The organism is Altererythrobacter lutimaris (assembly GCF_013371495.1).
In the GTDB taxonomy this organism is placed as follows: Bacteria; Pseudomonadota; Alphaproteobacteria; order Sphingomonadales; family Sphingomonadaceae; genus Erythrobacter; species Erythrobacter lutimaris_A.
This window is the reverse complement of record NZ_JABWTA010000001.1, coordinates 2,176,530-2,203,256: the sequence shown is the minus strand read 5'-3', so window position 1 is coordinate 2,203,256 and position 26,727 is coordinate 2,176,530. Positions and strand designations below refer to the sequence as shown.

Sequence of the window (26,727 nt, the reverse complement as noted above, 5' to 3'; positions counted from 1 at the left end):
GTCAACCTTCTTCCATGATCCGCGTCAGCAGAGCGCGTTCGAGATCATCGACTTCGCCATCGTTGTCGATCATCTTTTCAAGCCAGACTTGCTCATTGTCATCGACCAGGTTTCCGGCAGCCGCCGCTTCTGTATAGTTCTGACCTTCGGGCTTCTTGCCGAAGACTTTGCCAAAGTGATTGTGCACTTGTGGCAACTCGCGGGCCATTGCGCCAACAAAGCGGCCAACGCGAGGTTTGTTGTCAGCGATGAAGCTCTCAAGCTCTTTCACACGTGCATGGTCCAGTTGAGCATTGGTGAGGGCGAATCCCTTCAAGTAATTCGCAACACCATCAACGAACAGGTCATCCCATTGCGGTGCGTTCTCTTCCTGCAGCGTTTCGTCCTTCAAACGGAACAGGAACTCCGCGTCATGGCGGCTGACAGCAGCCGGACCATGGCCGCCGCTGGCAAAGATCAACCGGCGCACCAGGCGGCATTCGGCAGCCGAGATGTGGCAGGCGGCAAGGTTGCCGCCGCAACGCGTTGGGCCGGTCCCTGTCAGGACGGCCTGCTCAATCTGACGCAGCGCGTAATTCTTGAGCAGGTCGGGCACGTTTTGAGCTTTCTCGACAATTCGCACGAGGGTCTCGAGCTCGGCCATGCTGTCGAGTTTTCCGTCGTGGTCGAGGGCGCCGATCAGCCACTTGGCTTCATCTTCATCGCACATGCCGCGCGGCTCGGATCCATTGAGGACAAATTCGCTGATCGCTTCCACGAAAAAGTCGACCCATTGGTCATCGCGTGACTTCAATGTGTTGTTGATCGCAAAGATGGCTTCGGCTTCTTCGCGATAGATCTTGCCGTCGCCCCAGCCGAGCTGGCGCAGATCGGCAAGTTCGGATGGCGTCACGACACCGTCTTCCGCGACTTTGGCGGCGAGTTGAGAGAACTGAATGCTCATATGCGAATGGTATCCCCTGTTTTCGCGGGAGATTGTCGCAGAACAGGCTTAAGACCGGGTTACCACCGTCGAAGCGCGATCACATGCGGCGCAGGGCCTCGACACAGGAAGCTCTGTCCACCGGCTTTCCGTCGCTGGCACGACGTGCTTCGACATGTGTGGCGCTGGGCGTACTGCTCTGACGCATGGGATAGAGATAAACATCCAAAACACACGGCTCTCCGCTGAATTGCAGCTTCAGCGCATCGCCTTCCTGAACGCGGAGCCGCGCCTGGCCAAACCGGCGTTCCAGCTGGCTGGCAGAAGCCCCGATCACATTTTCAAGTCCCGGCGCGCGCATGATCTGCGGGGTACGACGGGTGGTGGTGGAGATCGTGGGGGTTGGTCTGCTCGTCGATGCGGGTGGCAATGAGCCAGATCTCGTCGGCTGAGTGGTCGTTTGCCGCGTTGATGTTTGAGGGTTTGGTGCTCCTCCAGCATTGGGCGGCCCACTGGGAATGAAAACGGGCCCGCTTGATGCACATCCGCTGAGAAGTCCGGCAAGCGCGAAGGCAGAACTGGCTCTGACGAGGTTCCGAAGATCAATCATGGTTATTTTTCATCTTCTTCTGAACCATATGCGTTCCTGCAGCAGCGCCTATCACTGGCGCGAGGATATTGACGAAGGGAATCAGCATCAGTCCAGCTACTGCTCCGCCAAGCGCAAGGCGCTCGAATGGCCCGACCGGAGTGCTGTCTTGTGGCGAGGCTCTATGCCTAAGCCAGCCCATATCTGTCAGTTCTCGGCCCAACAAAACGGCATTGACCAGCAGGAAGACAATCGCTGGACCGATGGCAGTGAAGAACAACACGATGGCGAGTGGCAAGGCCAATGCATTGAAGCCCAGTGTCCTTCCAATACCGCGTAGCGAATTGCCAAGGTCTTCGCGGAATGGGAGCTTGCGTGTCCGGTTCGCAGCATCGGGATAATGGCGTGCCTCCACGGCAGTCACAACTTCATCGGCAAAGAACTGCAACACGGCAAGCGCGACCACACGGAACAGGAACCAGGCGCTCAGCACAGCGATTAGTGTGCCGATGACAATGTAGGCGTCGCCTTCAAGATCGAGATACTCGCCCAGCAGCCAAGGCAGGCTTTGCACAATTGCCCATGCGAACGCGACGAACACGCCGAGTGTAATGGCAAAGCTCTTCGCCAGCACGCGCAGGATTGCCGGGTCTGCCAGCTGACCAAACGCCCTAATGATAGAGGAAATGGCGAGATGCATAAGTCAGCTTTTGTCTTTCGCTTTGGCATCTCTTTACGTCAATCCACTTGCTTGGGCGACATGTGCAATCCGCCCCTTGGCTAAGGTGAGCCGAGCCGCTAGGCGTCCCCGCAGTAATATTTCTTCTCAAAACAGGATTAGTACGTGGCCGAACCCCGCTATGACGTGATCGCGATTGGTAATGCCGTTGTTGATATCATCGCTTCTTGCCCAGACGAGCTTATCGAGGAGCTCCAGCTTAATCGCGGCGGAATGACACTGGTCGATGAGGCGCGAGCGGACGAGCTTTATGCATCCATGCCGCCAGCGCGCGAACTCTCTGGCGGATCTGCTGCGAACACGCTTGCGGGGCTTTCCACGTTGGGGCTGCAATGCGCGTTCATTGGGCAGGTTGCTGATGACCAGTTGGGCAAGGTCTTCGCGCACGACATGCGCGCCACCGGCATTGACTTTGATACGCCCGCACGAAGCGGCGAACCTGCGACGGGCCGCGTCTTGATCTTTGTAACGCCCGATGGCGAGCGCACGATGAACACCTTCCTCGGTGCAGGCCAATTCCTGCCAGCTGAAGCCCTGGATGAAGATCTCATTGCAAGTGGTTCGATACTCTATCTTGAAGGCTATCTGTGGGACCCGGAGGAGCCACGACGAGCGATGCGCCGCGCAATCGATGTCGCCCGCAAGGCAGGTCGCAAGATTGCTTTCACTGCAAGCGAGAGCTTCGTAATTGACCGCCATGGCGATGATTTCCGAGCGATGATTGAAGATGGTGTTATCGATATTCTGTTCGTCAACGAAAGCGAGCTTGCAACACTGACAGGCGAGGGCGACTTTGACGCAGGGATCGCGGCCATCGCGGGCAAGGTCCCTGTTCTCGTCGCTACCCGAAGCGAAAAAGGCGCGGTTGCCGTTGCTCATGGCGAGCGCGCGGAAGTTGCCGCAGAGCCGATCGACGCGGTGATCGATACGACCGGCGCTGGCGATCAATTTGCTGCTGGCTTCCTGTCAGGCCATGCCAAGGGCGAAAACCTCGCCGCATGCTTGAGGCGTGGAGCCATCGCAGCAGCTGAAGTCATCAGCCATTATGGCCCGCGCCCCGAAGCCGACATGAAGCAATTGATGGCTGACAAGCTCAGCTAGAGGTTCAGCTTGGCGCCGGTGTATAGTCTTTGCGGCGGAGCGATATCATATGCTCCGCCACCCACTCGACATGGCGAGCCTCCAGATCGAAATCCATGACTTCAGGATAATTGTGCGCATCGGTTAGCCAGTCCGCGAGAGTATCCTCCGTAAGGCCGGGCCGGTTGGCAATCGATTCAAAAGTTGGCGCTTGCGGGTTGGGGCTTAATCCCGGCGGATCGACGGCGTGACAGCCGCCGCAGGCGGCCTGGACGAAACCATGCCGATCCTTGGCTGTCCGATTGAGCGCAACAGCCTGTTCAGGCGCATCAGCCCGCGCGGAAACGCTGCGTTTGGTTTCCATGGTTGCACAGGCGCTCAAACTCAGAACGGCGGTGAGCGTTAAGGCAGCAAAAGCGGTTTTCATCGGACATCTCCCGCCTGAATCAATGAGCCTTTGATGGCCATTGCGCATTGATCTGAATCAACTTTGCGCCGGAATCCATGGCGGACCAGCTAAGCACTCTGGCTAAATCAACAACAGGCGCCACATGCCGGATGCGCAGCAGAATGCGGGATACACAAAAGAGCCGGCCAGGCCGGTCTATCACGTCAAAAATTCACATGCTCAGCGCCGGGAGAACAGCGAGGACAACCAAGAGCGTTCCTCATATCCCATCGGCCGGATCGGGCCGAACTTTGCACGTCTTGCTTCAGGGTCCAGCGGCCGTGAATTTGGCAACCAGTTATTGGTACCCTGACTATGGTATCTCAGCGAGGACATCATACCACCTTCGTTCTTGTTAAACTGAATGCGACCGTATGATTGTCGAGCCCGTCTTATACGCACTTACGAAGCGTGCCGGGAGGGGGGTGAGGCGTGAATTTTTCCACAGCCCGAAATGAATTAGACCGTGAGCGGAGCCCACAATCTTCGCAACCCAGATGAAATACGTAGGAAATCAGGCAGCTAGTAAAGGCTTGGGATCAACCCTGCTCGCGGGCCACTTCGCGGTAGCCAATGTCGCTTCGACAAAATCCGCTTGGGAAGTGTATCTTTCCTGCCGCAGAGTAAGCCGCTGATTGTGCCGAAGTTACCGAATCCCTGAGCGCAGTGACGTTCAAGACGCGCCCTCCGCTTGCCACGAGTCTCCCGTCAGAAAGCGCAGTTCCCGCATGGAATACCTTCGCGCCGTCCGCTTGGCTATCCGCCAGATCGATCGCGCCGCCTTTCTCAGGCGTGCCCGGATAGCCGTTGGCTGCCATCACAACGGTGAGCGCAGTTCGCGGATCAAAGCTAAGCGCTTCATCGCCAAGCGAAGCCAGCTCGCCCTTTGCGCAAGCCAGCATGGTTGCCGCGAGATCGCCTTGATAGCGCATCATCAGCACCTGGCATTCCGGATCGCCGAAGCGGCAATTGTATTCAATCAGCTTCGGGCCTTCGTCAGTCAGCATCAGGCCAGCATAGAGCACGCCTGAATAAGGCATGCCTTCTGCTGCCATGGTGCTGACGGTCGGCTCGATGATCTCTGTCATCACGCGTGCTTGCAATGCGTCCGTCAAAACCGGCGCGGGCGAGTATGCGCCCATTCCGCCAGTATTCGGGCCGGTATCGCCATCGCCCACGCGCTTGTGGTCTTGCGCGGTTCCGAAGGGGATGATTGCCTCCCCATCAGTGAGCGCGAAGAAGCTCGCCTCCTCGCCGGTCATGAATTCCTCGACAACGACCTCTGCACCTGCTTCGCCGAATTGCCCGCCAAACATGTCGGATAGCGCCGCCTCGGCATCAGCACGCGTTTCAGCGATCACAACGCCCTTGCCGGCCGCGAGGCCATCAGCCTTGAGCACGTAAGGCGCATCGAAACTTGCAAGAGCTGTCATCGCTTGATCCAGTGAAGACGTGCGGACATACCCTGCGGTGGGAATGTTCGCGCGCTCGCACAGATCCTTGGTGAAGCCCTTGCTGCCCTCCAATTGCGCGGCTGCCTTCGAAGGGCCGAAGACGGGGGTGCCTTTGCTGCGCAGGCTGTCGGCCAAACCATTAACCAGCGGCGCTTCCGGGCCGATCACGACCAGACCGATCGCATGGCTCGCACAAAAGCTGGCGACCGCGCCATGATCGCCTGCATCAACGCTAACCAGTTCGGCCTCCTCTGCGATGCCCGGATTGCCAGGGGATGCGAAGAGTTTGGTGCAGCTTGGGGATTGCGCCAGCTTCCACGCTAACGCATGTTCGCGTCCACCCGAGCCAAGCAAAAGGATATTCATGGCCGATCCCTATTCCCAAAATGAAGACGGACGGCTGGTAGCGCGTGAGCGGCAGGGCGACAATCACGAGCCGATGTCGATCACCGAGATTTCTTCGCGGCTGAAGCGCACGGTCGAGGATCAGTTCGGTTATGTCCGCCTGCGCGGCGAGTTGTCGGGTGTGAAACGCGCGGCCTCTGGTCATCTCTATTGCGCGCTCAAAGATGAGAAAGCCGTGCTTGACGGCGTCATGTGGCGCGGCAGTGCTGCACGCCTCGCTTTCATGCCAGAGGATGGTCTGGAAGTTATCGCGACGGGCAAGCTGACGACCTATGCGGGCCGCTCCAAATACCAGATCGTCATGGAAAGCCTTGAGATCGCAGGCGAGGGCGCTCTGCTCGCGCTGCTGGAAAAGACGCGCGCGAAGCTCGAAGCCGAAGGGCTGTTCGCGAGGGAGCGCAAGCAGCCGCTGCCATTTTTGCCCAAGACCATCGGCGTTGTGACGTCACCCACCGGCTCGGTCATTCGCGATATCTTGCACCGTCTGGCGGACCGGTTTCCTTCGCACGTGCTCGTGTGGCCGGTGCTGGTCCAGGGGCAGGGCGCTGCAGAACAGGTTGCGAGCGCGGTGCGCGGTTTCAGCGCGCTAGACGGCTCCGGTCCTGTGCCACGGCCCGACCTCGTGATCGTCGCGCGCGGGGGCGGCTCGATTGAAGACCTTTGGAGCTTCAATGAAGAGATCGTCGTGCGGGCGATCGCGGAATGTTCGATCCCCGTGATCTCGGCAGTAGGGCATGAGACCGACACGACTCTGGCTGACTATGCTGCGGACCAGCGCGCACCCACGCCGACCGCAGCGGCGGAAATGGCGGTGCCGGTACGCGCGGATCTTGCGGCAACGCTGGGCGATCTTGCCATTCGCCAGCGCCGCGCGGTCTATCGCCCGGTCGAGCTGGGCCGCGAGCGTTTGGAAGCGCGCGCGCGGCGACTGCCCAAGCCCGAGCAACTCTTGCAGGCTCAGGCGCAGAAGCTCGACGATCTGTCGGAACGTTTGCGGCGCGGCTTGCGCGACAGAGCTGCGCAAGGGCGCGAGCGCTTGGCGGGCGCGGCGGCGCGGCTTTCGCCTTCGCTGCTGAAACGCAGTGTGCAGGACGGCGAGCGCAGGCTGGCCCGCGCCAGGCTGGTTCCCGCACTAGTCGAGCGCCCTCTGGCGCAGCGCAAGGCGCAGCTGGACAGCCTCTGGCGGCTGGCGAGCCAGTTCCATCCGGAGGAGCCTTTGAAGCGCGGCTATGCGATCGTCCGCGATGGTTCAGGCCAAGCGCTCACCCGCAAGGTTATGGCGGAGAAGGAAGCGGCGCTCAGCCTACAGTTCGCCGACGGCGTGCTGGATGTGAGCACCGGTGACGCGCCAGCTCAAGCGCGACGCAAACCGGCCAAACCGAGGGCTGGTGGAACATCGGACGCGCAAGAGGATTTGTTCGGTTAATTGTCCCACAAGGTCGAGCTTGCTATGGGAGCGGGATGTTGATGTCTTCAAGCGACAAAGGAGCCAAGCTCCTCTACGGCCCCAATGGATTCCGGGTGCTGCAGCCCGGCCAGCATGTATTCTGCGCAGTAACAGGCGAAGCGATTCCTCTGGAAGAGCTGCGCTATTGGAGTGCGGAACATCAGGAAGCCTATGTTTCCTGCGAAGCCGCCACACAGCGCCTCACCGGCAAGGCATGATTCGCCGGCTGGGCAGGACGGGACTTGGGCTGATTACAACATTGGCCATCGCTGGCTGTGTTGCGCAGAGTGACGCTAGGACTTCGCCGGCCGAAGAAACGCCTTCAGACGGTACGCTGGCGGAAGGCTTGGCAGAAGAGCCAGCCACTCCTTCAGCGCCGGCGCAAGAGGATCGCGACGTGCCTGCAAGTTTCACATTCGAAGGCGAGCTCACGCAAGGAGGTTGGATTAAGGGTGTTGCGCCCGCCGGTGCAGTCTCAGCGCAGCTTGGCGGCACCAATCTGAAGATCGGCCGCTACGGTGATTTTTTCGCAGCTTTCGACAGAGACGCAGGCGATGAAGCCGTTCTGAAAGCCACAATGGCTGATGGCAGCGTTGTTGAGCAGCGATTGGCAATCTCTCCTCGCGCATGGAAGATCGAGCGGGTCAATGTCGCGAAAGGCACAGGCCGCAGCAGCGAAGAGTGGTGGAAGAAGCGCGAGCCTGAATGGCTCGCAATCAAAGCCGCGCGCGAGAAAGAGACCGGAGCCAAGGGCTGGCAACAGGACTTCGTCTGGCCGGTCAAAGGCCGCATCTCTGGCCTGTTCGGCTCACAGCGCATCTATCGCGGTGAGCCGGGGAGCTACCATTCGGGTTTAGATATTGCGCCGGGTGCCGGGACGCCATTTGTGGCGCCAGCTGATGGCGTTGTCGTGCTCGCGGCAACCGGCTTCAGCCTTGAAGGCAATCTCCTGATCATCGATCATGGAATGGGCCTGAATTCGGCATTCCTCCACGCACAGAGCCTGAATGTGAAAGAAGGCGATGTTGTGAAGCAAGGCCAGCTGATCGGTAGGGTCGGCTCAACCGGTCGCTCGTCGGGGCCGCATCTGCATTGGGGCATCAAGTGGAACGATGCGCGGCTCGACCCGCTGCTCTTCCTGCCCGACGCAGACTAATCCAGCGCAAGGATGATCCGCAGGCTGATCCTGTTGGGGTGTGTCGTAGCAGCGCTCACACCAGGTACTTGGGTGCGTTCGCCTACGCCGCCGATCATTTATGACGCACCGCTCATTATTAAGCGGATTGAGCCGACCGGCAGTTTCGCATCGGACAGTCTGACATTCGATGCCGCATGGAAGCTGACCAGCCAAAGCGCGCATTTTGGCGGCTACTCCGGCCTTGTGGCGCTTAATGAGACCACTCTACTGGCAGGAAGCGACAAGGCGCGTTTGCTGACCTTGCCGATACCCGGACGCGGTGGCGGCAAGCCGGTCATGGACTTCCTCAAACCCAATCTGGGCCAGCGACGTGAATTGCCGCGCGAACTGGTCGATCTAGAAGCCCTTACGCGCGATCCTGAAACGGACGCGCTCTGGGCGTCTTACGAGAACACGCAGACTATAGAGCGTCACTCACCCGATGGCACGATTGCGGAGCGCGACCCGCCAGAAATGCTGGACTGGCCCATGAATGGCGGGCCCGAAGTCTTGCAGCGCCTTCCCGATGGACGTTTTCTCGTGCTTGCCGAAGCGCCAGAAGGCCGGTTTGCCACAGGCACTGCGGGCCTCCTGTTCGAGCGTGATCCTGTCGAAGAGCAGGAGCCCCTCGCTTTCCGCTTTCCCGATCTGGAGGGACTCAGTCCGGTCGATGCCGCCATGTTGCCCGACGGACGCGTGATGATCCTGCTGCGCGATATCCGCCTGCAATGGCCGATCCGCTTTCGCAGTGCGCTTGCAATCGCGGACCCCTCTACCATTGAAGAGGGCGAGGTCTGGGGCGCAGAAATTATCGCGCGCTTCTCGGGTCCCGGTCTGGACGCCAACTTCGAAGGGCTTGCGAGCATTCCGAGCGAAGATGGCAGCGCAGAGCTTTACGTCATCGCCGATGACAATTTCTCGAACCTGCAAGAGACCTTATTGCTCAGACTGATTTGGCGTCCATCAGACTGACAGTTCGAACCTCAGGAAAAACGAAAGGCCCAAAAACAAAAAACGCTCGGTTGTCCGAGCGCCTCTCGCTTTTTGAATATGATCCAGAAGGATCGCCAAGCTTATGCAGCAGCGATAGCTTTCTTAAGCTCGCGCTTCACCTTGAGCGCATTTGAAGACAGCTTGTCGTCTTTAGTCTTCAGCAGCCAGTTATCGAGACCGCCATTGTGCTCGACAGAGCGCAGGCCATGCGTTGACACACGAAACTTGAAACTGCGGTCGAGCTTCTCGCTCAGCAGCGTGACGTTCTGCAGGTTCGGCAGAAAAACGCGCTTGGTCTTGTTGTTGGCGTGGCTAACATTGTTGCCTACCTGGCGGCCCTTGCCGGTCAGTTCGCAAATACGCGACATGATAGTGTCTCACTCGTTCTCAATGGGGCCGCTCGGACATGCCGTAGGCCGAAAATTGCTCGGGTTATCCCGGAAAGGCGCGCGCTTAGCTTGGGATATGCGAATCGTCAAGAAAAGTTGCGCTTGTTTGTGGCGCGGTTTAGCGCTTGGCATATGAGCAAATGGCCTATCCCGCACGGAATGCAAGCGGCACTTGATGCTGCGCGTGCCGCTGAGGCTGCTGGCGAGGTTCCAATAGGCGCTGCAGTGATGCAAGGCGATGCTTTGATTGCGAGCGCTGGCAATGCCACGAGAACGCCTCCAGACCCGACAGGACACGCAGAGATTCGCGCGCTTCGCTCGGCGGCAGAGAAGTTGGGACAGGACCGGCTGGCGGATTGCGATCTCTATGTCACGCTGGAGCCTTGCGCGATGTGTGCGGGCGCCATTTCACATGCCCGGATTGCGCGGCTGTATTATGGGGCTTCTGACCCCAAAGGCGGAGCGGTGGAACACGGCGCGCGGATCTTCGAACATCCGCAGTGCCTGCACAAGCCCGAGGTGTATTCAGGCATGGGCGAGAGTGAGGCAGCGGAAATGCTGCGGGCGTTCTTTAGGGGGAGGCGATAACTCGGAAGAGCGTCTGTATTCCTTCCCATAGCCCGTCATCCTGAACTCGTTTCAGGATAACAGCTTCAACGAGCAAAATTTGCTGAAACCTGCCTGTCTTGAGCTAATGACGAGGGGTTCAGCATGAAAGAAGCGCAACGGCCTGATCCTCCATTTCCTACTTTCGCGCTTCGAGTTACACGCGCAGGCGCTCTTTGAAACCGTCGACCTCTCCTTGCGTGAAGCAAGGGCGCACGCCAAGAACGCTCTCGGAAGACCGCCAAGAGTTTTGTAAAAATAGGAAAAGTGTCAACTTTGTTGGAAACGCCAACAACGGCAGAATTCTGCGGGGTTGAGGCGAATTCGGCCCGGTTGACAGGTGTCAACTTTGTCAACTTTGTTGGAAAGTGCTGCAGCGGGCTATTCAGTAGCGTTTTCGCTGGAAGTTACAGCCCGCGCCAGATCTTTGCAGGTTCCTCATCCTTCGCGCCCCAGGTTCGCGATTTACAGCGGGTCGGCATGAAGTCCTTGCCATAGCATAGCCGGATTTCCTCCAGCCAGCCGCGGCTGTTCAATTTCACGCCGACATGGGCAGGCTGGACATGCCGCCCATTGGCATCGGCAAAGGCACGGCGGATGTCGCCTGCGGTGAGGTCTTCCTGCCGTGAGATGTAATCATAATCGGGCTTGCGTAGGCTATTCCAAAGAATGCGGGTGATCCTGAAATAGCTTTCCGGACGGCGAGCCATACAGCTGCCATGCTTGTTCCATTGATGGCTCAAGAGCCGCGTCGAAGGCATCATGCAGAGATTGCGGCGCGCTTCTGCCGGAGTGATCTTGCGCGTCGCAGGGCAATATTGCGGCCAGCTCCGCGCGGCATCGGGCCAAAGGCCGTGAACGACCAGCCCAAAGCGGCCATTATCGCCCGAGCACTGAATGCGGTGTGCGCGGCTGTCTTCGCGCGGTTTGCAGAATTCCGGACTCCAGCTCATTGCGAGCGTGTATCCGGTGATCGGCATTTGCCGGGTAGGACCATCGCTGCGCGTTTCGGGAACGCTTATCGTTGATGGAACGCGGCATTGATAGGCCTGCGCGTGTGCCGTTGCCGGCAGCGCTAATGCGACTAGCCCTATTGCGAGCGACCGCATCACAACGGCGTAAAGTCCAGCCCAATATCTGCTGCGGGCGCGCTCTGCGTCAGCCGCCCCACAGAGACATAGTTCACGCCGGTCGCTGCCTTGGCCTTGATCGTGTCGAGATTGATCCCGCCGCTCGCCTCCGTCGGAACGCGCCCTGCCACGAGCGCAACTGCTTCGCGCAGCCTGTCCGGTTCCATATTGTCGAGCAGCAAACGAGTTGCGCCCGCGTTCAAGGCAGGCTCGATCTGGTCGATCCGGTCAACCTCGCAGATGATTTCCTGGACCCCTGCGGCAACTGCGCGGCGCACGGCTTCGCCGACATTGCCAGCGACAAGCACGTGGTTGTCCTTGATCATCGCTGCATCCCACAGGCCCATGCGGTGATTGCTACCGCCGCCCATGCGCACTGCGTATTTCTCGAGATGGCGGAGGCCGGGAATAGTCTTGCGCGTGTCGAGCAGCGTGCAATCGGGATTTCCCATGGTGCGCACATATTCGCGCACCATGGTGGCTATGCCGGAGAGATGCTGGACAGTGTTTAACGCGCTTCGCTCAGCGGTCAGCATGGCGCGGGCATTGCCGGATAGGCGCATCAAGTCTGTGCCAGGCTCCACCGCGTCGCCGTCATCCACCAGCAGCTCGATCTCCATATCCGGTTCGAGCGCACGAAAGAAGGCTTCTGCTATGGGGAGCCCCGCGACGATAATCGCATCGCGGTTGTCCATCACGCCTGAAAAGCGTGCATCGGTCGGGATCACGCTTTCCGAAGTGACGTCATGGCCGCCGCCGGGAAGCCCTTCGCCTAGGTCTTCAGCCAGAGTGTCGCGGACAAATGTATCGAGATCGAAACCATCGAGTTGAAATTGAGACATTGGCGCTGTGTGGCCGTTTTTCTGCGCGACCTCAAGCGGATCCGCGCATGCGATAGCGCGGTTGGCTTGGTCACGTAACAAACTAATGCACGAACCTCGCCACAACATCGCGGTAGCTCCGCGAGACCTTCACCTCAGCACCTGAATCGAGGACGAGGAAGCATTCGCCATTGGTATGCGGCTTGACCTGACGGACCTGATTGAGGTTCACAATCGTCGAGCGGTGCACACGTTGGAATGTGCGCGGATCGAGCCGTCGTTCCAGATCTTTCATCGTCTCGCGCAGGATCAGTGAATTGTCGCCGGTATAGATGCACATGTAGTCGCCCGCTGCCTCAATGTGTTCGATCGAATCGACTTCGACCCGGAAAATCTGGCCGCGATCTTTCACATTGATGAGCTTTTCAAATCGTTCTGTCGGTTCGCTTTCGCCCATCCCTTCAACGGCATCGGGAGCAACTTCAGCAAGCACGTTTTTGAGCTTGTCTGCTTCTTCCGCGCTTTTCTTTTCTGAGATCCGCTGGCGTACGCGCGCCACTGTATCGGCAAGCTTGTCTTCATCGACCGGCTTCATCAGATAGTTCACGGCATTCGCTTCAAACGCGCGGATGGCATGCTCCTCAAAGGCAGTAACAAACACGAACAGCGGCGGCTCGATCTCCATCACGCCTTTTACAACGGAGAACCCGTCAAAGCCTGGCATCTGGATATCGAGGAAAACCAGATCCGGCTTCTCGGTCTTGATCTTGCGGATCGCCTCGCGCCCGTTCGAGCAGGTGTCGATGATCTCGACATCATCAAATGCTTCAAGCCTCAGCTGTAGGCCTTGGATTGCGAGTTTCTCGTCATCGACGATGATTGTGCGAATAGTCATGCGTTACTTCCAATCGGACGACCTGCCTGAAGCGGGGGTGCGGTGGCAGGTTCTGAGGGTTTGCCCGAGGCCTGATCTGCAGGTGAGGGCAGTGCCTCCGGCTGTTCAGACTTCGGGTTTTGGGCCTGTTCGGCCTCTTGCTTGATCTCCGCATCATACGGGATTTCGATCAAAACGGTAAATCCGCCGCCTTGGCCCGTGCGGGTCTCAAAGCGGTGGTTGTCGCCATAGGCTTGTGCGAGCCGACTTCGGATGTTGGCAAGGCCGACGCCCGTCGAATCGGATTGCGCCGCTGCATAGGACAGCAAATCGCCTTGGCTGGTTGCATAGCCTGCGGTGCCAAAAATGCCAGGCCCGGTGTCTTCGACCGTGATCTTCAAGCGGCCATCGCTGACTTCTGCGACCAGACTAATGCGTGCGCCTTCCTCTTGCGGGCTGACTGCATATTTGATCGCATTCTCGATCAACGGTTGCAGCAACATGGATGGGAGCTGGGCCTGCATCGCTTCATCTGAAATCTCGAAATGCGTGCGCAGCCGCTCTTCAAACCGCATGCGCTCAATGCCGAGATAGAGCTGCAGCGTTTCGACTTCCTGCTCCAGCGTTACCTGACTGCCGGGCTCAGTAATCAGCGTGTGGCGCAGAAATGCGCTGAGGCGCGTGAGCATCGCATTCGCAGGCTCGGTCTGTTTGAGCAGCACCAATGTGCTGATGGAATTCAGCGTATTGAAAAGGAAATGCGGATTGAGCTGATAGCGCAACATAGCGAGCTGCGCGCTGGTTGCTTGCGCTTCCAAACGCTCCAAACGGTCTGCCTGCTCTTCAACCGTTAGGAAGAAATTGATCGCGTAATAGAGCGCGCTCCAGCCCACCAGCAGTGTCGCCGGGATATAGCTGAGACCGATGAAGCGCTGCGCGAATGTCGTCTCGCTGGCTCCGGCGTAGTAAATGCCTTGCACCCATGCATCGATCGACGCGTGGACAATCACGGCCAGCACCAGCACGATCATTGTCATGCTCCAGGTCACAAACGGCTGGCGGCCGAACAGTTGGCGATAGATGACAGACAGCACCAGTGTGATGGAAAAGCCTGTGATGGTGGTCACAAGGATGACAGCGAGCAGGTCGAGCGGCTGGCTATTGGCAATCGCAGCGCTCGCGCGCAGCAGAAAGGCCCCGCCCCAGCCTGCAAGCTGGAGGTTCCAGAATGCCCTGTTCTTGTTGGCAAAGAAGGGCGTAGGACGAAAAGGCAGAACAGCCATCGACTATCCCTTTAGCCGATTTGCACGCTTTGGGGCAGTTTGTTTGCTGCTTGCTGTCGCGCGCGCTACACTGCTTGTCTGCAAGGAGAGAGAATCATGGCGACAATTGACCATCCTGAAGGCGCGGAACAGGAGCGCGCGAAGTTCACTTCCATGATGGAAGGAACGGCAGAGGATTGGGCCATAATTGGCGGCCAGTATCGCGCTTTTGCCAAAGGTGTGGCGGACCGCGTGCTTGATCATTTGAAGCTGCTCAAGGGGGATTTCGGCGGTTTTCCGGTGTGCCGGCTGGAGCATAGCCTGCAAACGGCGACTCGCGCGCACCGCGATGGCCGGGACGAGCGCTATGTCGTGATGGCCTTGCTCCATGATATTGGTGATACACTTGGAACCTATAATCACCCTGATGTGGCAGCGGCTATCATCAAGCCGTTCGTCTCTGAAGAAGAGCATTGGATCTGCGAGAAGCATGGCGCTTTCCAAGGCTATTTCTATTTCCACCATGTCGGCATGAACAGGGACATTCGCGAGCAATATCGCGGCCATCCTTCGTTTGAAGCCTGCGCGCATTTCTGCGAGAAATACGACCAGGCGGCGTTCGATCCGAATTACGACAGTGCGCCGCTTTCGTTCTTCGAACCGATGGTGCGCCGGGTGATGGAGAAGCCCATAAACTCGATGTACGCCGCTGTTACGGAAGAGTGATTTCGCGTTCGAAGCGCGCGCGCCAGTCGGCCTGACCGGTTTCGCTCAGCGCATGCCTAACGAGCGGAATTTCCGCAGCGATGTGTTCGGCCCGCTCGTCCCAACCTTCATGCGTGCGCTTGCGAAAGAGGCCGCCTGAATGCTCCGGCCCCCAGCGGCGCATGAAGCGCAGCGCGGCTTCAGGCTCAAAACCTGCATTGGCGAGCAACCAGGGCGCCAAGCGATCAGCTTCACGCTCTGTCAGGCGAACATTCTTCTGCTTGCGGCCATTCTCGTCAAGCCAGGCGCGGTGGCGCAAAATATTATGCGCTAGCTCATGCGAAATAAGTGCGGCGAGCTCGTCATCTGAGTACTCGAATGCAGGATAGTCCGCGCTGATCCGTACGCGCTTGCCATCGGCCAGTGCGGTGTCCTGACCACCGGCGAGTTCAAACCGTGTCGGGCAAGCAGGCTGACCTGTTATGGAAACATCCAGCTTGTTCGGCTGGCTTATGCGGACTTCGCCATGTAGAAACAGCATCGTCTCAAGCAGCTCATGCACTCGTTCGGTGCGCTGCCAGTGGAATGGCTCTGTCGCAGCCCAGCCTGAAAGCTCGAAGCCATTGATATGCGTTATCGGCTCCAGTGGCTTTAACCCCGCGGCGTTTGCTGGCGATCTCGCCGCGGCTGTCAGTACAGCAAAATCATGCACTAGTCCGAGCTCCTTGCGGATAGCATCGGGCCTGCGAAAGCTGGCTGTATCGAGCAGCTGCAGGCCAATCGACGGCGCCGCGTCGCTGCAGAATTGTGCATTAGCGGTCGCGAGCCGCCATCCCAGATCCTGCAATTTCTGGTCGCGGGCAAGCCGGGCCTCAAAGGCAGATTCTGTCGCTGTCTCGGCCGCTTCAGCGACTTGCTTTTCGTCCGATAGGGCATGCGCAGCCGCGCTTGCGGCAAGCAGCAGAAGTGCAACTAGTCCTGCCGCAAAGCGATACATCAGCCTTTAGCGGTCGAGCGCTGTTTGCAGTGCGCTGGTGCCGATCGCGCCTTCGAATGTCGTGCCGCCCGCTATCCAGCTAGGAGTTCCAGTAAAGCCCATTTGCTGGGCAATCAGAGCATTGCTGCGCAGCTCTGCTTCGACGACACGCGACTGGCCAAATTCCTGAGCCCGCGTCATGTCCAAACCTACCCGCTCGGCAGCTTCGCGCACGCTTTCTGCGCTTGCGGGTGCGAGCTCGAACATCGCTTTGTGGAACTCCGGAAACTTACCTTGGTCCGCTGCGGCGAGCGCCATACGTGAGGCTACTTCACTACCCTGGAAAATGGACCATTCGCGGATGACGACTTTGACTTCCGGGTCTTGTGCAATCAGGTCCGCCACTTGTTTGCTTGCAACGCGGCAATAGGGGCAGTTGTAGTCGGTAAATTCGACCAGCACTTTAGAGCCATTGGGATTACCCAGCACCGCGCCGGGGAAAGGTTCGTAGACCTGGTCACCGATCTGCGCGAGACGGTCAGACGCGGCTTGCTCTTCATAGGCCTGCGCCATCGCTGGCAAAAGCTGCGGATTGTCCAGAAGATAGGCTTCCGTGCGTTTGTCAGCCAGGCCCGTTACCGACCATGTCGCAGCACCAAGAAAGCCGCAAGCTGCGGCAAGCGCTGCAGTGGTGAGAAGCTGTTTCATCTATCTATCCATCCAAAGCATAAGACCGTTCACGGCTCTTACCGCAGATTATGCAATCAAGGAAAAGAGGCTTGCTATCGGTTATCGCGGATCTGTTCCAGCGCGGCACGGGCCTGCAATGAGATGTCTTGCGCGCGGATCCAGTCTGGCGAGCCGACCGGAAGGCCTGCTTCTGCTGCCTGCGCGCTGCGCAGCGCATCGGGATAGCGCCGTGTCATGACCTGTTGCTCTGCGCTTGCGAGCCGCGCGCGCGGCAGATCGCCGCGAGCGGCATAGACTACGCCCAGCTGATACCATGCGAACGGGTTCAACCTGTCGCGAGCAACCGCAGCGCGAAGCACACGCTCGGCCTCTGGATGATTGGCTTCATCTTCGGTCGCAATCAAAGCATGACCAAACATGGATGCAATCAGCGGCTGGGCGTTGGTGATCTGTGTCGCGCGGCGCAGCGGCGTCAGAGCGTCGGACGGGCGCCCGGATTCAAGAAGGACCTGGCCTTTGAGCTCCAGGAAATAGGGATCGTTAGGATCGCTTGCCAACAGCGCATCGGCTTCCGCTAGCGCCATGTCGACCTGCGCTGCCTTGTGATAGGCATAAGCCCGAGCATAGCGCGCGGGAACTGACGTGTCGGTGGCAGGAAAGCGCTCAAGCGTGCGTTCCGAAGGCTCCATGAAACCTGCCAGCTTTGCCTTCATGCGAACAAAGCGAGCCTGAATGTCAGGATCGTCTGGCGCGTCCCACGCGGGATCACGCGTGTAGGTCTCGCGCAGGCGGGCTATCCGGTCCCCTGAAAGAGGGTGCGTCCGGGTGAAGGCCGCTTCATCGTCCTGGCTGCGGCCATAGCGGAATTCCTGACTGCGCAGCTTGCCAAAGAAGGCAAGCGAGCCGCGCCCCGAGATCCCGGCAGTGGAAAGATATTCAGCGCCTGCCGCGTCTGCTGCCGACTCCTGAACGCGGCTATACGCGAGGAACTTGCCGAGCGCGGCGCGCTGGCCAGCCTGCATGATGCCGATGCCGGCCTCACCAGCTCCTGCTAGCGCAGCGCCAACCCCTAAAAGCAAGCTCAGGATTGAGATGTTGTTGGCAGCGCGTGCGCCTTCGTCAAAACGAACAACGTGTCCGCCTGTAATGTGGCCAAGCTCGTGCGCGATCACGCCTTGGACTTCATTGGCTGTATCTGCCGCATCGATCAGCCCGGCATGGATGTAGATCGCTTGTCCGCCCGCAACAAATGCGTTGATCGAGCCGTCGTTGATCAGGACCATGTCGACATTGCTTGGCTCAAGCCCTGCTGCATCAATCAGCGGTGCAGCCATGTCATCAAGCAGCGCTTCGGTTTCCGCGTCGCGCAGAATTGACTGCGCCGCGACCGGCTGGATCGCGAGCGCAAGGCTCGCGAGAATTGCGAAAGGCCAAATGAGTATGCGCATTACACCATCTACTTAGAGTGATTCCCCCTGAACCGGAACTGAAGTGGGAGGGTTAGCAAGGAATTGACGCACGATTTCGTGCAAGTCTGGCGCGCGCCTCCATGGACTGGCTAGATGCAGAAGCGGCGCTGTGTGGTCCATGTCGCTGAAGGTCACCAGCTCGACCGCGATATCGGCCTGCTTCAACTGTTCAGCAAGCGCTCGCGAGTTACGCGGCTTGACCGTCGTGTCTTGCTCGCCATGAATCAGTAGAAAAGGCGGCGCTGGATCAGCAGCGAAATTGATCGGCTGCGTCGCTTCAGGATTGTCGAACGAACCGAATGTCGCGCGTGTGCTGTCGCTGTCGAACGGATAGAAATCGTAAGGGCCTGCAAGGCCGATGACCCCTTTGATCACGCTATGCGGTACTGCGCGCTCTTTCAGCCACCGCTGATCGAGCGCCAGCATGCTGACGTTGTACGCGCCTGCCGAATGGCCCATCAGGAAGATGCGATCCGGATCTCCGCCGAGTTCGGCAATATTGGAGTGCACCCAGGCAAGGCTCTCAGCGCCATCTTCAAGCATGGCAGGGAAGCGGCCGTCCTCGCCAAGGCGATATCCAGCCAGCACTGTGATGAAACCATGCGGTGCAAAACTGCGGCCGACAAAGCCATAGTCTTCCGGATCACCATCCTTCCAGCTCCCGCCGTGCTTGAAGATGAGGACGGGCAAGGCAGCATCTGGTGTGACCGCCTTTTCACGCAAGACCACCAGTTTCTGCGCGGGGTGCGAGCCGTAACTGACCGTTGCCAAGCGCTCTGCTCCGTTCTGACCGGCGGTCAAGCGGTCCACAGTGTCGAGGACGGCCGGGCCGTTGCGCGCAATGGCGACTTGAAGCGCGATAAACGCAGCGACACCAAAAATGGCAAGCGCGGCCAAGACCCAGATCATGATGCGAATGCCTCGACGTTTAACAGCAACCATAGCCGCGAGCCGTAGCGCGCTTGGCAAGAGGCTGGCAAGCAAAGGCTTATGGAAGCGGGATTAACCGAGAAGCTTGCGGGCTGCGCGTTCGATCAGCGGAATATCTTTTGCGATTTCGCCGATCAATTCGACTTCCCCGTCTTCTTTACGGCGGATCATGACGAGGCCGAACTCGCTCCCTTCGCCAGCAAGATCATCGAGATCAATCGCATCCAGCTTGCGCAGCTTCTTAGCCAGCGCTGAGCGGACAGCGTCCTTCGCTTCAACGGTCTTACCCGCTTCCTCTTTGCGGATGCGGCGTTCTTCGCTGACAACGCCTTTAAGGCCGCCTTCTGCTTCATTGAGAAATGAAGCGAGTTCGCCGCGCTCGATACCAACACGGTGAGCATGGCTCAGTACTGCAGCATATTCGGTGAGGCGAGTCTTGTCGTATTCAGCGCCGAAAACCAACTTCACAACAGGCGTCATGGGCGCGCGTTCCTGCACGCTCAGACCATTGTCGGCGATCAACTCGGCATATTCTTCCGGTGCGTCCTGGGCTGCGAGTGAGACATCGTAAGCGCGGCCGACTGCAGCATAAAGCGCGCTGCGGCTGCGATCTTCGCATGTGCGTGCGGTTTCAGCGAGTTCACGTGCGGATGCGAGGCAATCATAGAGTCCGGCGTCTTCGTTTTCGGTGTCGCCCTGTTCGAAGCCAGCCAAGTCGATGGTGTCATGTGCTTCGAATTCGCCGGCTGTTTCATCCAGACTGATCGAATTAGCCGCGTTGCTGAGGTCTAGCACCTCATCATTGTCTGGTTCAGTCTTGATCGACGCTTCCTCGCTGAGCGAAAGGATGTCGCCTTCTGCCGTATTCTCGTCGTCTGTCGCTTCGACGCTCCAGAGATCGCTGGAATATGGTTCGTGAGCGACATCTTCCATGCCAAGTTCGAGCGCATCGTCTTTGGGTTTTGGCGGCGCAACATGGTCAGTCAACGAAGCGAAGTCGTAATTCGCTTCTTCTTCGCCTTCCTCATCTTCGTCATCAAGTGCGAGATGTCCAAAGTCCGGTGCTGGCAGATCATCATCATCGTCGAAATGGAGCGTTTCTTCCAAGGCATCGGCTGCGTCGTCTTCTTCCGCATCGAAATGCTCGTCATGATCGGCCGGGCCATCAGCCCAACTATCGGTCAGTTCGAGCGGCAATGCATCCTGTTCCGGCGCGCTAGCTTCGGCTGGCTTCGGTGCTTTGCCACCTTCCAATGCATGGTCGATTTCAAGGAGCAGCTCGTCAGCGGTCAGGCGGTCCGCCATCTCTTTCCAATTGATGACGCCATAGATGAAATCGATGGTTTCATCATCGCTGGAATAAGGCAGCAGAATACCGCGATACATGATCGTGATGCCGTCATCATTGATGAATTCTGCTTCAAATCCGATCGGCGCCTGATTGGCGAGGATCTGCATGTAGTGGTCAGTGATACGGCTCAGAAGCGAGCGGCTCGGCACATCGGAAAGCTTCTTGATTGCGCTATCCGTGCCGCATTCCTGCGCTAGCTCCTCGCCGAGAAACTGGATCGAGGGGTCTTCAATGCCTTTGGAGAAATCCAGCAATACACTGAACGGCCCGAAATCATCGATATTGGCTGGATCGAGGTCTTCGATCGAAGGGTAGTTCTGCTCGCTAAGCAGGCTTGCCCAATGATTGTAGGCGCGCACTTGCATGCGGCGCTCATCCTGACCAATTGGCGATGGCGGCAGATCGTTTACGCCGTCTTCATCAACGGCGTCGAATTCGACTTCATCGTCAAAGAGATCATTCGTATCGAATGGTCCGCGCAGCGTATCCATGGCTGGTGTTGCCCCCGAAAGCATAGTTCTTGCCTCGGGTTCTGAACCGCCATGGTAAACATTGCGTTAAGTGGATCGGAATATCTGCTTCGAGCCACAGGATCCCGTGGATCAGAGCATGTATCGCATTTTTATCGAAAGCTTCGCTTTGCCGCCTGAGAAATCGAAAGCAGCATCGTCAAAACTGGGCGGTCCCATCCGTACAGGCGCATCCTTCGAAAAGCCGAACCCTTCCTTGGGCATCATGCCGAGCAGCGCGCGGTCAGCTTTACCATTGTCATTCTCGTCATGCAGCAAGGCGACGGAATAGCGCCCCGGCTTCACGCCATTGAATGTAAGTGTCACGTTCTCGCCAGCATCAACGACGGTTCGGTGTGAAGCGGGGTCTTCGCGGCAACGCGGAAAGACATCTGCATTGGTTGTCATGCATGCTCGGATGACGCCCTTGGTGTTGCGCAGGTTGGTGATCGCGATGACGACCTTGCCACTGCCGGCCGACGCACTGGCCGCTTCCTGCGCGACCCCTGCCCCCGAAGCAGTGAGGCCAAGCGCTGCAGCGCTGATCAATGCCACGCTGCGGGTCATGCCGTGCCTCGCTGAGCGAGTTTCACGGACAAGCCGCGATCCGTCCTGCACATCTTGTCCCAAAAGCGAAAATAGAGCCCGTAATTGCATGTATACTCTTCATGATGTTTTTCGTGATGGCTGGCGGTTATCACCCAATCTCCAAACCGCGAATGAACAAGCGCGCGCGGAAACAGCTCCCAGCCCATATGATTGGTCACGCCCATGATTGTCATGATCGCCAGCACAGTGAACAGCATGGAGATATGGATCGGGATGACAAGCACCAGCAGCGGAATAACGATCGCGCCGCTGATCGCTTCGATAGGGTGGAAGTTCATCGCGGCCCAGGCTGTCGGCGGCTTACTGGCGTGATGAACCGAGTGTGCGCGACGGAACCATGCAGGGCGATGGAACAAGCGGTGCGTCCAATAGAACCATGTGTCATGCGCGAAAAGAAAGACTGCCAGCGAGACTGGAAGATACCAGAGCGGATAATCGCTGAACGAGGTATAGATCTGCGTCCAGCCATGATTGTGCCAGCCCCAGGCAATGATACCTGCGGGCAAGCCATAGATTGCAGCAGAAGCTAGCGACCAGCCTATCTCCTTGCGGATTTGCTTGTTGAGACCAGCGTAAAGCCCGGGCCTTACAATCCTTGTCGCGAGCGCAAAGACACCACTGCTAGCGAGGTACCGTGTCGCAATCACAGCGCTCATGCCTGCTGCTGCGAGCAGAGCAGCCATCATTGTTGAGAGTGCGACATCCATGTATGAGCTATGCGGCATAGCCGTGGATGGATGCAAGCAGAGATGCTGCGCCCTGGCGTTATAAATGGCTCATTCTGTGCGGAAATATGGTGCGAGCTCGCTATCGCCTGCGACCGCATGACGCCTCAGCGCTGCGCGCGCGAGACGCTCTACTTCCACTTTGCGGCGGGCGGCTGCCAGAGGATTGAGCGGGGCAGGGCGGATAATTTCAGCATCATATCCGTCCGCAATCATGACGCCGCAACACTCGGGTTGATAGTCAGCCTGGTCCAACGGACCGCGATCTAGGCCTGCTGCCAAACCCCAGAAGAACCGGTCACAATGCTCCAGATATTCAGGCCATTTATTGTCACCGAGGAGATCGCCGCGTGCCGTCTTGATCTCGACAATGATCACATGGCCCTTTGCATCCACGCCCATAAGGTCGGCCCGCCGACCACCTCGCAGCGGCATCTCTGGCAGGCACCAGATGTCATTCCGTGCAAACAGCCGCATAATCCCGCGCGCCACAGCAGTTGCATCGATCAGTGGGCTTTGCGAATCGCGTTGGGAAGAGATTTGTGTCGCCATCCAGATATGCTGGAACATATGGCGAACAAGGTCAAGCTTGATCCGCCAATATGACGTAGTGTGCGGTTTAGCCTTGTGCAGCTTCCGCAGGCGCGGTTTGCGTTGGTGCCAATCCCATCAGACCTTCCCGGGCATTGTAAAACTCACGCCATAAGGCAAGCGCAGGCGCGGTTACGTCTGTGCCGCGCGCTTCGATCGCTTGTAATGCCGTGAGGCCCGGCTGCAGCATGGCATCGATATCTTCAAGCGCTTGTTCAGCGAGATCGCGGTGCCAGGGTGCCGCATCCACGACCGCATTCGGAAAGTCAGCGATCGGGCCCTCAAAAGGCTCCGGTGCAAGCTGTGCTTTGACAGCGATTTGTTGGCCAAGTGCATGCAGCTCGCGCCAGCGCTTGGAAAGCGGGCGACGTTCAGCCAGTGCTTCGCGCATGGCCCTTAGCTGTTCAGGAGATTCGATTGCTGTCATGTCGAGAAAAAGGTTAAGCGCGATTCACTTACTGAAAGGCTAACGCGCCTATCGAGAGGGTTGCGGGCCAAGTCGTGTTGAGTGGCTCATCGTTGTGTGACTTCGTGAAAAGCTTTTTTGTTGGCAGGCCATCGCAGCCTTTGCTAAGCGCCGCGCGCGCTGAGGCGCGGTCTATGTGTTGATAGCGCATTACCATTCTTCAGGAGCACCCGTAGCTCAGCTGGATAGAGCGCTGCCCTCCGAAGGCAGAGGTCACAGGTTCGAATCCTGTCGGGTGCGCCAATTTCTTCCGGTCACCAAACCCGAGCCAGAGTCTCGATTTATTCAGCGCGGGTCAAATCCAAAAGTCTTGTAGCAAAGTCGCTAACGGCAAGAGGCGTGCCGCCCGCACCTTCGCGGCATGCTGCTTCAATGCGCTGCGCTTTGCCGCTCATGGACACCTGTTGCAACAAGACCGTGCGTCCGGTGTCATCCAGCATCTTTAGGCCACGCACCCCGTCTTCCCCGTCGCCTTCGAGTAATCCGGCAATGCAAGGAATTTTGCTTCGGGCCAATGCGCCAAACAGCAGATCGGCAGACGGTCTAAAGCCGTTGACCGGATCGCGATCTGCCAAGCGGAGCACCGGGTTTTGCGGGTCTTCGATCAGGATATGGTGGTCGCCCGAGGCGGCGATGTAGACAGTGCCAGGCGCAAGCATCTGATCGCCCGAAGCCAAAGCCACTTTGCAAGCAGCATAGGAGCTCGCTTTGTGCACGAATTCATGCGCGCTTGATTTGTCGCAATCGGTCAACACCAATGTCGCTGGACAATTGTTTGGCATCGCGGCGAGGATCTGACGCAGCGTATCGAGGCAAGAAGGCCCCCCAGCTAGCGCGACGACAGTCCCGTTCGATGTGTAACTGGATGCTCCGGCATCGCCACCCGAACTGGCAGTGCTCGTCGTTTCGCCATTGGCTGCGTTGACCACCATTTCGCCTAGCTTGGCGACACTTTCTGCAAACACCTCAGGCGATGCATTGAGCGGTTTGGGGAAGCAATCCACCGCACCCAGTTCAAGCGCTTTCTGAGCTGTGCCTGTGCCGGATTGCGTGATGCTCGACAGCATTACAACGGGCATCGGTTTTTCAGCCATGATCTCTTCGAGAAACTCGATCCCACTCATTCCCGGCATTTCCACGTCAAGCGTCAGGACATTAGGGCGAAGCTCGTCAATCTTGTCGCGCGCTTCCTCCGCGCTGCGCGCTGTGCCGACGACTTCAACATACTTTGCCTGATCGAGAATGTCACAGAACAATGCGCGCATTGCTGCTGAATCGTCGACCACCAGCACTCTTGCTTCTTTCACACCTACTCCTTTTGCGCTCAGCGCTGTTTCCCGCCATGCAACATAGATCCGCACCCCCGCATAAGTCGCGCCGCCAAACGCGGCGTTGCAGCGACCTAAGGATTGTCACGTGGGCGACGGGAAAGACCATGTTCGCGCGCGCTCATTAACTGCATCGGTTCACCAGGCGCGCATGCTTCTCTCGCGAAAGCGTGTGCGCCCTCAACAAGATGAGGGCCTCTTAGAAATGACGATCCAACGCATGGCGCGAATTGGCGGCGCCGCAATCATCGCGATCACTTTGCTGGCTGCGATTATGGCAGCATTCAACATTCACAAGGTACGCTATGGCGGTGAACTCTATCTTCAAGGTAAGCAACTTGATGACTTCTACGCGGATATCCTGCCGCCTCCGGAATTTCTTGTTGAGAGCTATCTGATTGTTAATCGGCTCGTGCATGAGCCCGAGAAATACGACGAGTTTGGCGCTGAACTTGGCGAGCTGGAGCAGGCCTGGCGCACAAGAGCAGAGTTTTGGTCCGCATCAGACCTTGACCCAACACTTAAAGCGGCACTGGCGGAGAACGTAGCCACGGACGCAGAGGCTTTCTGGGAAGAGGTAAACGAACGGCTTCTTCCCGCTGCTCGTCGAGGTGACGTTGAAGCGATGCGTCAATCAAGGACTCGCGCTTCGCAGCTCTATGACGCTCACCGGGTTCGGATCGACGAGATGGTCGCAATGACCAACAACGTTGAAGCCGAACTCAAAGCCAAATCGAACAACGAATTGTGGTCGTCGATAAGCATGCTGATTGGAGGCGGCATTGTGATCCTGGGCGGTGTGATCGGAGGCCTTTGGTGGTTGTCGCGCCGTGTTCTCGCACCGCTTGCGGACACTGCTAATGTCATGAATCGCATGGCAGATGGTGATCTGGAAGCGGGCAAAACGGACCAACACGGCGAAGACGAATTCGGTACAATGACGCGCGCAATCGAAGTCTTCCGTGAAGCGTCGCGCGCGCAGGTTAACAGCGCCAAGGATCAGAAAGTCGTCGTAGACGGCCTAACTGGTGCTCTGGAGAAGCTGGCCGATGGTGACCTCACATATCGCCTCACGGAAAAATACGAGCCTCAATATGAACCGGTGCGTGAAGCCTTCAACCAGTCGGTCGAGCGGCTGGGAACGCTGATGCTTGATGTGGGCGTATCCGCAAAGGGTGTGAACACTGGCGCATCGGAAATCCGTGCGGCTTCCGATGATCTGGCTTCACGCAATGAACGTCAGGCGGCAAGCCTGGAAGAAACCGCCGCTGCGATGAGCCAGGTCACTGATTTGGTCAAGGAAACTGCTGGAAACGCGCAGAATGCGCAAAACTCGATTGCTGACACGCACCGCGAAGCCACGCATGGTGGCGAGGTGGTCGAGCGTGCAGTCTCCGCCATGGCCAACATCGAAAAGTCCGCTGGCGAGATTACGCAGATCATCGATCTTATCGACGGGATCGCTTTCCAGACGAACCTCCTTGCACTCAATGCTGGTGTCGAAGCGGCACGCGCAGGTGATGCGGGCAAGGGCTTTGCCGTGGTGGCAAATGAAGTCCGCGCTTTGGCGCAGCGCAGCGCCGATGCGGCGCGCGACATCAAGGAACTGATCCTGACTAGTTCGGAGCAGGTTGGCGAAGGTGTCTCGCTGGTTGGTGAGACCGGCGATTTGCTTTCGACAATCGTCGAGCGCGTAGGTGAAGTGCGCGATCAGATCAGTCAGATTGCGGAAGCAGCGACCACACAGGCGACCAATCTCGACCAGATCAATAGCTCTGTCCACGACATGGATCGGATGACGCAGCAAAATGCAGCGATGGTGGAAGAATCGACCGCGGCAGCCCGCAGCCTCGCGGATGAGGCGGGCGAGCTCGATCGTCTGGTCGCGCAATTCCGCACGGCTGCTGAAGTCTCCGATCATGCCCGTCAACCGAGCCTTGTGGCGGCGAAACCAAAAGCGCGGAGCGCTCAGCCGCAAACGGTCGGAAATCTCGCGCTGGCGCAAGATCTCGATGAGGATGACTGGAGCGAGTTTTAAGGAC

The 26,727-nt window shown here is 58.2% G+C and carries 28 protein-coding genes and 1 tRNA gene; 9 read left to right on the top strand and 20 right to left on the bottom strand.

Translation table 11 applies throughout. From position 1 onward, the window contains the following. Position 1: 1 nt before the first annotated feature. From HUO12_RS10615 to HUO12_RS10605, 3 genes are all read right to left on the bottom strand, one after another. Positions 2-943: a hypothetical protein gene (locus HUO12_RS10615; protein ID WP_176273578.1), complete on the bottom strand. Its 942-nt coding sequence runs from the start codon at positions 941-943 to the stop codon at positions 2-4. Positions 944-1,022: 79 nt separating this feature from the next. Next, positions 1,023-1,283 carry a hypothetical protein gene (locus tag HUO12_RS10610; protein ID WP_176273577.1) on the bottom strand — a complete coding sequence of 87 codons (261 nt, stop codon included), beginning with the start codon at positions 1,281-1,283 and terminating at the stop codon, positions 1,023-1,025. 241 nt (positions 1,284-1,524) lie between these two features. After that, complete coding sequence (locus HUO12_RS10605; RefSeq protein WP_176273576.1) at positions 1,525-2,211, bottom strand: EI24 domain-containing protein; 687 nt, start codon at positions 2,209-2,211, stop codon at positions 1,525-1,527. Between the two features lie 144 nt (positions 2,212-2,355). Here HUO12_RS10605 and HUO12_RS10600 point away from each other — a divergent pair, with 144 nt between their 5' ends. Beyond that, a complete protein-coding gene (locus HUO12_RS10600) occupies positions 2,356-3,351 on the top strand; it encodes an adenosine kinase (RefSeq protein ID WP_176273575.1) in 996 nt (331 codons plus the stop codon). A gap of 4 nt (positions 3,352-3,355) precedes the next feature. Here the strand turns inward: HUO12_RS10600 and HUO12_RS10595 are convergent, their stop codons facing one another. Further along, the gene (locus tag HUO12_RS10595; protein WP_176273574.1) at positions 3,356-3,757 is read right to left on the bottom strand and encodes a hypothetical protein; all 402 of its coding nucleotides are present in this window, start codon (positions 3,755-3,757) and stop codon (positions 3,356-3,358) included. Positions 3,758-4,317: 560 nt separating this feature from the next. Beyond that, positions 4,318-5,598, bottom strand: coding sequence for a phosphoribosylamine--glycine ligase (gene purD / locus HUO12_RS10590; RefSeq protein WP_176273573.1), 1,281 nt, complete (start codon positions 5,596-5,598; stop codon positions 4,318-4,320). Between purD and xseA the strand changes: the two genes are divergently transcribed. Genes xseA through HUO12_RS10570 form a run of 4 tightly spaced genes read left to right on the top strand, consistent with a single transcriptional unit; the run spans position 5,597 to position 9,233 of the window. Next, positions 5,597-7,063, top strand: a complete 1,467-nt coding sequence (xseA, locus tag HUO12_RS10585; protein WP_176273572.1) for an exodeoxyribonuclease VII large subunit — start codon at positions 5,597-5,599, stop codon at positions 7,061-7,063. The genes purD and xseA overlap by 2 nt on opposite strands. 35 nt (positions 7,064-7,098) lie before the next feature. Further along, positions 7,099-7,302, top strand: a complete 204-nt coding sequence (locus HUO12_RS10580) for a DUF2093 domain-containing protein (protein ID WP_176273571.1) — start codon at positions 7,099-7,101, stop codon at positions 7,300-7,302. Beyond that, on the top strand, positions 7,299-8,240 hold the full coding sequence (locus HUO12_RS10575; RefSeq protein WP_176273570.1) for a M23 family metallopeptidase: 942 nt from the start codon (positions 7,299-7,301) through the stop codon (positions 8,238-8,240). The genes HUO12_RS10580 and HUO12_RS10575 overlap by 4 nt, the downstream gene beginning before the upstream one ends. 12 nt (positions 8,241-8,252) lie before the next feature. Beyond that, positions 8,253-9,233, top strand: coding sequence for an esterase-like activity of phytase family protein (locus tag HUO12_RS10570; protein WP_176273569.1), 981 nt, complete (start codon positions 8,253-8,255; stop codon positions 9,231-9,233). Between the two features lie 101 nt (positions 9,234-9,334). Here HUO12_RS10570 and rpmB read toward each other — a convergent pair whose 3' ends face one another. Beyond that, on the bottom strand, positions 9,335-9,622 hold the full coding sequence (gene rpmB, locus HUO12_RS10565; protein WP_176273568.1) for a 50S ribosomal protein L28: 288 nt from the start codon (positions 9,620-9,622) through the stop codon (positions 9,335-9,337). A 153-nt stretch (positions 9,623-9,775) separates the two neighbouring features. Here rpmB and HUO12_RS10560 point away from each other — a divergent pair, with 153 nt between their 5' ends. After that, positions 9,776-10,231, top strand: coding sequence for a nucleoside deaminase (locus HUO12_RS10560; protein ID WP_176273567.1), 456 nt, complete (start codon positions 9,776-9,778; stop codon positions 10,229-10,231). A 425-nt stretch (positions 10,232-10,656) separates the two neighbouring features. On the opposite strand, the gene HUO12_RS10555 is transcribed toward HUO12_RS10560, so the two are convergent. The 4 genes from HUO12_RS10555 to HUO12_RS10540 form a co-directional block, all read right to left on the bottom strand. After that, positions 10,657-11,358, bottom strand: coding sequence for a ribonuclease T2 family protein (locus HUO12_RS10555; RefSeq protein WP_176273566.1), 702 nt, complete (start codon positions 11,356-11,358; stop codon positions 10,657-10,659). Continuing rightward, the gene (gene nadC, locus HUO12_RS10550; protein ID WP_176273565.1) at positions 11,358-12,221 is read right to left on the bottom strand and encodes a carboxylating nicotinate-nucleotide diphosphorylase; all 864 of its coding nucleotides are present in this window, start codon (positions 12,219-12,221) and stop codon (positions 11,358-11,360) included. The genes HUO12_RS10555 and nadC overlap by 1 nt, the downstream gene beginning before the upstream one ends. Before the next feature lie 82 nt (positions 12,222-12,303). Continuing rightward, the gene (locus tag HUO12_RS10545; protein WP_176273564.1) at positions 12,304-13,095 is read right to left on the bottom strand and encodes a LytR/AlgR family response regulator transcription factor; all 792 of its coding nucleotides are present in this window, start codon (positions 13,093-13,095) and stop codon (positions 12,304-12,306) included. Beyond that, on the bottom strand, positions 13,092-14,357 hold the full coding sequence (locus HUO12_RS10540; RefSeq protein WP_176273563.1) for a sensor histidine kinase: 1,266 nt from the start codon (positions 14,355-14,357) through the stop codon (positions 13,092-13,094). Before HUO12_RS10540 ends, HUO12_RS10545 begins: the two co-directional genes overlap by 4 nt. A gap of 96 nt (positions 14,358-14,453) precedes the next feature. On the opposite strand from HUO12_RS10540, the gene HUO12_RS10535 reads away from it, so the two are divergent. Further along, a complete protein-coding gene (locus tag HUO12_RS10535; protein WP_176273562.1) occupies positions 14,454-15,062 on the top strand; it encodes an HD domain-containing protein in 609 nt (202 codons plus the stop codon). Here HUO12_RS10535 and HUO12_RS10530 read toward each other — a convergent pair. From HUO12_RS10530 to HUO12_RS10490, 9 genes are all read right to left on the bottom strand, one after another. Next, complete coding sequence (locus HUO12_RS10530) at positions 15,049-16,038, bottom strand: M48 family metalloprotease (protein WP_176273561.1); 990 nt, start codon at positions 16,036-16,038, stop codon at positions 15,049-15,051. The genes HUO12_RS10535 and HUO12_RS10530 overlap by 14 nt on opposite strands. Positions 16,039-16,044: 6 nt before the next feature. Next, complete coding sequence (locus tag HUO12_RS10525) at positions 16,045-16,725, bottom strand: DsbA family protein (RefSeq protein WP_176273560.1); 681 nt, start codon at positions 16,723-16,725, stop codon at positions 16,045-16,047. A gap of 74 nt (positions 16,726-16,799) precedes the next feature. After that, positions 16,800-18,155, bottom strand: coding sequence for a M48 family metalloprotease (locus tag HUO12_RS10520; RefSeq protein ID WP_176273559.1), 1,356 nt, complete (start codon positions 18,153-18,155; stop codon positions 16,800-16,802). Between the two features lie 12 nt (positions 18,156-18,167). Then, complete coding sequence (locus tag HUO12_RS10515) at positions 18,168-19,118, bottom strand: alpha/beta hydrolase (protein ID WP_176273558.1); 951 nt, start codon at positions 19,116-19,118, stop codon at positions 18,168-18,170. Positions 19,119-19,178: 60 nt separating this feature from the next. Continuing rightward, positions 19,179-20,948: a PAS domain-containing protein gene (locus HUO12_RS10510; RefSeq protein WP_176273557.1), complete on the bottom strand. Its 1,770-nt coding sequence runs from the start codon at positions 20,946-20,948 to the stop codon at positions 19,179-19,181. Positions 20,949-21,059: 111 nt separating this feature from the next. Continuing rightward, complete coding sequence (locus HUO12_RS10505; RefSeq protein WP_176273556.1) at positions 21,060-21,533, bottom strand: DUF2141 domain-containing protein; 474 nt, start codon at positions 21,531-21,533, stop codon at positions 21,060-21,062. Next, complete coding sequence (locus tag HUO12_RS10500; protein ID WP_232367373.1) at positions 21,530-22,282, bottom strand: sterol desaturase family protein; 753 nt, start codon at positions 22,280-22,282, stop codon at positions 21,530-21,532. Before HUO12_RS10500 ends, HUO12_RS10505 begins: the two co-directional genes overlap by 4 nt. Positions 22,283-22,351: 69 nt before the next feature. Then, on the bottom strand, positions 22,352-22,852 hold the full coding sequence (locus tag HUO12_RS10495) for an MmcB family DNA repair protein (protein WP_176273555.1): 501 nt from the start codon (positions 22,850-22,852) through the stop codon (positions 22,352-22,354). A 67-nt stretch (positions 22,853-22,919) separates the two neighbouring features. Further along, positions 22,920-23,318 carry a hypothetical protein gene (locus HUO12_RS10490; RefSeq protein ID WP_176273554.1) on the bottom strand — a complete coding sequence of 133 codons (399 nt, stop codon included), beginning with the start codon at positions 23,316-23,318 and terminating at the stop codon, positions 22,920-22,922. A 205-nt stretch (positions 23,319-23,523) separates the two neighbouring features. Between HUO12_RS10490 and HUO12_RS10485 the strand changes: the two genes are divergently transcribed. After that, positions 23,524-23,600: transfer RNA gene (locus HUO12_RS10485), tRNA-Arg, on the top strand. Positions 23,601-23,638: 38 nt separating this feature from the next. Here the strand turns inward: HUO12_RS10485 and HUO12_RS10480 are convergent. Beyond that, positions 23,639-24,664: a response regulator gene (locus HUO12_RS10480; RefSeq protein WP_176273553.1), complete on the bottom strand. Its 1,026-nt coding sequence runs from the start codon at positions 24,662-24,664 to the stop codon at positions 23,639-23,641. A 226-nt stretch (positions 24,665-24,890) separates the two neighbouring features. Here HUO12_RS10480 and HUO12_RS10475 point away from each other — a divergent pair, with 226 nt between their 5' ends. After that, positions 24,891-26,723, top strand: a complete 1,833-nt coding sequence (locus HUO12_RS10475; protein WP_176273552.1) for a methyl-accepting chemotaxis protein — start codon at positions 24,891-24,893, stop codon at positions 26,721-26,723. Positions 26,724-26,727: the final 4 nt, after the last annotated feature.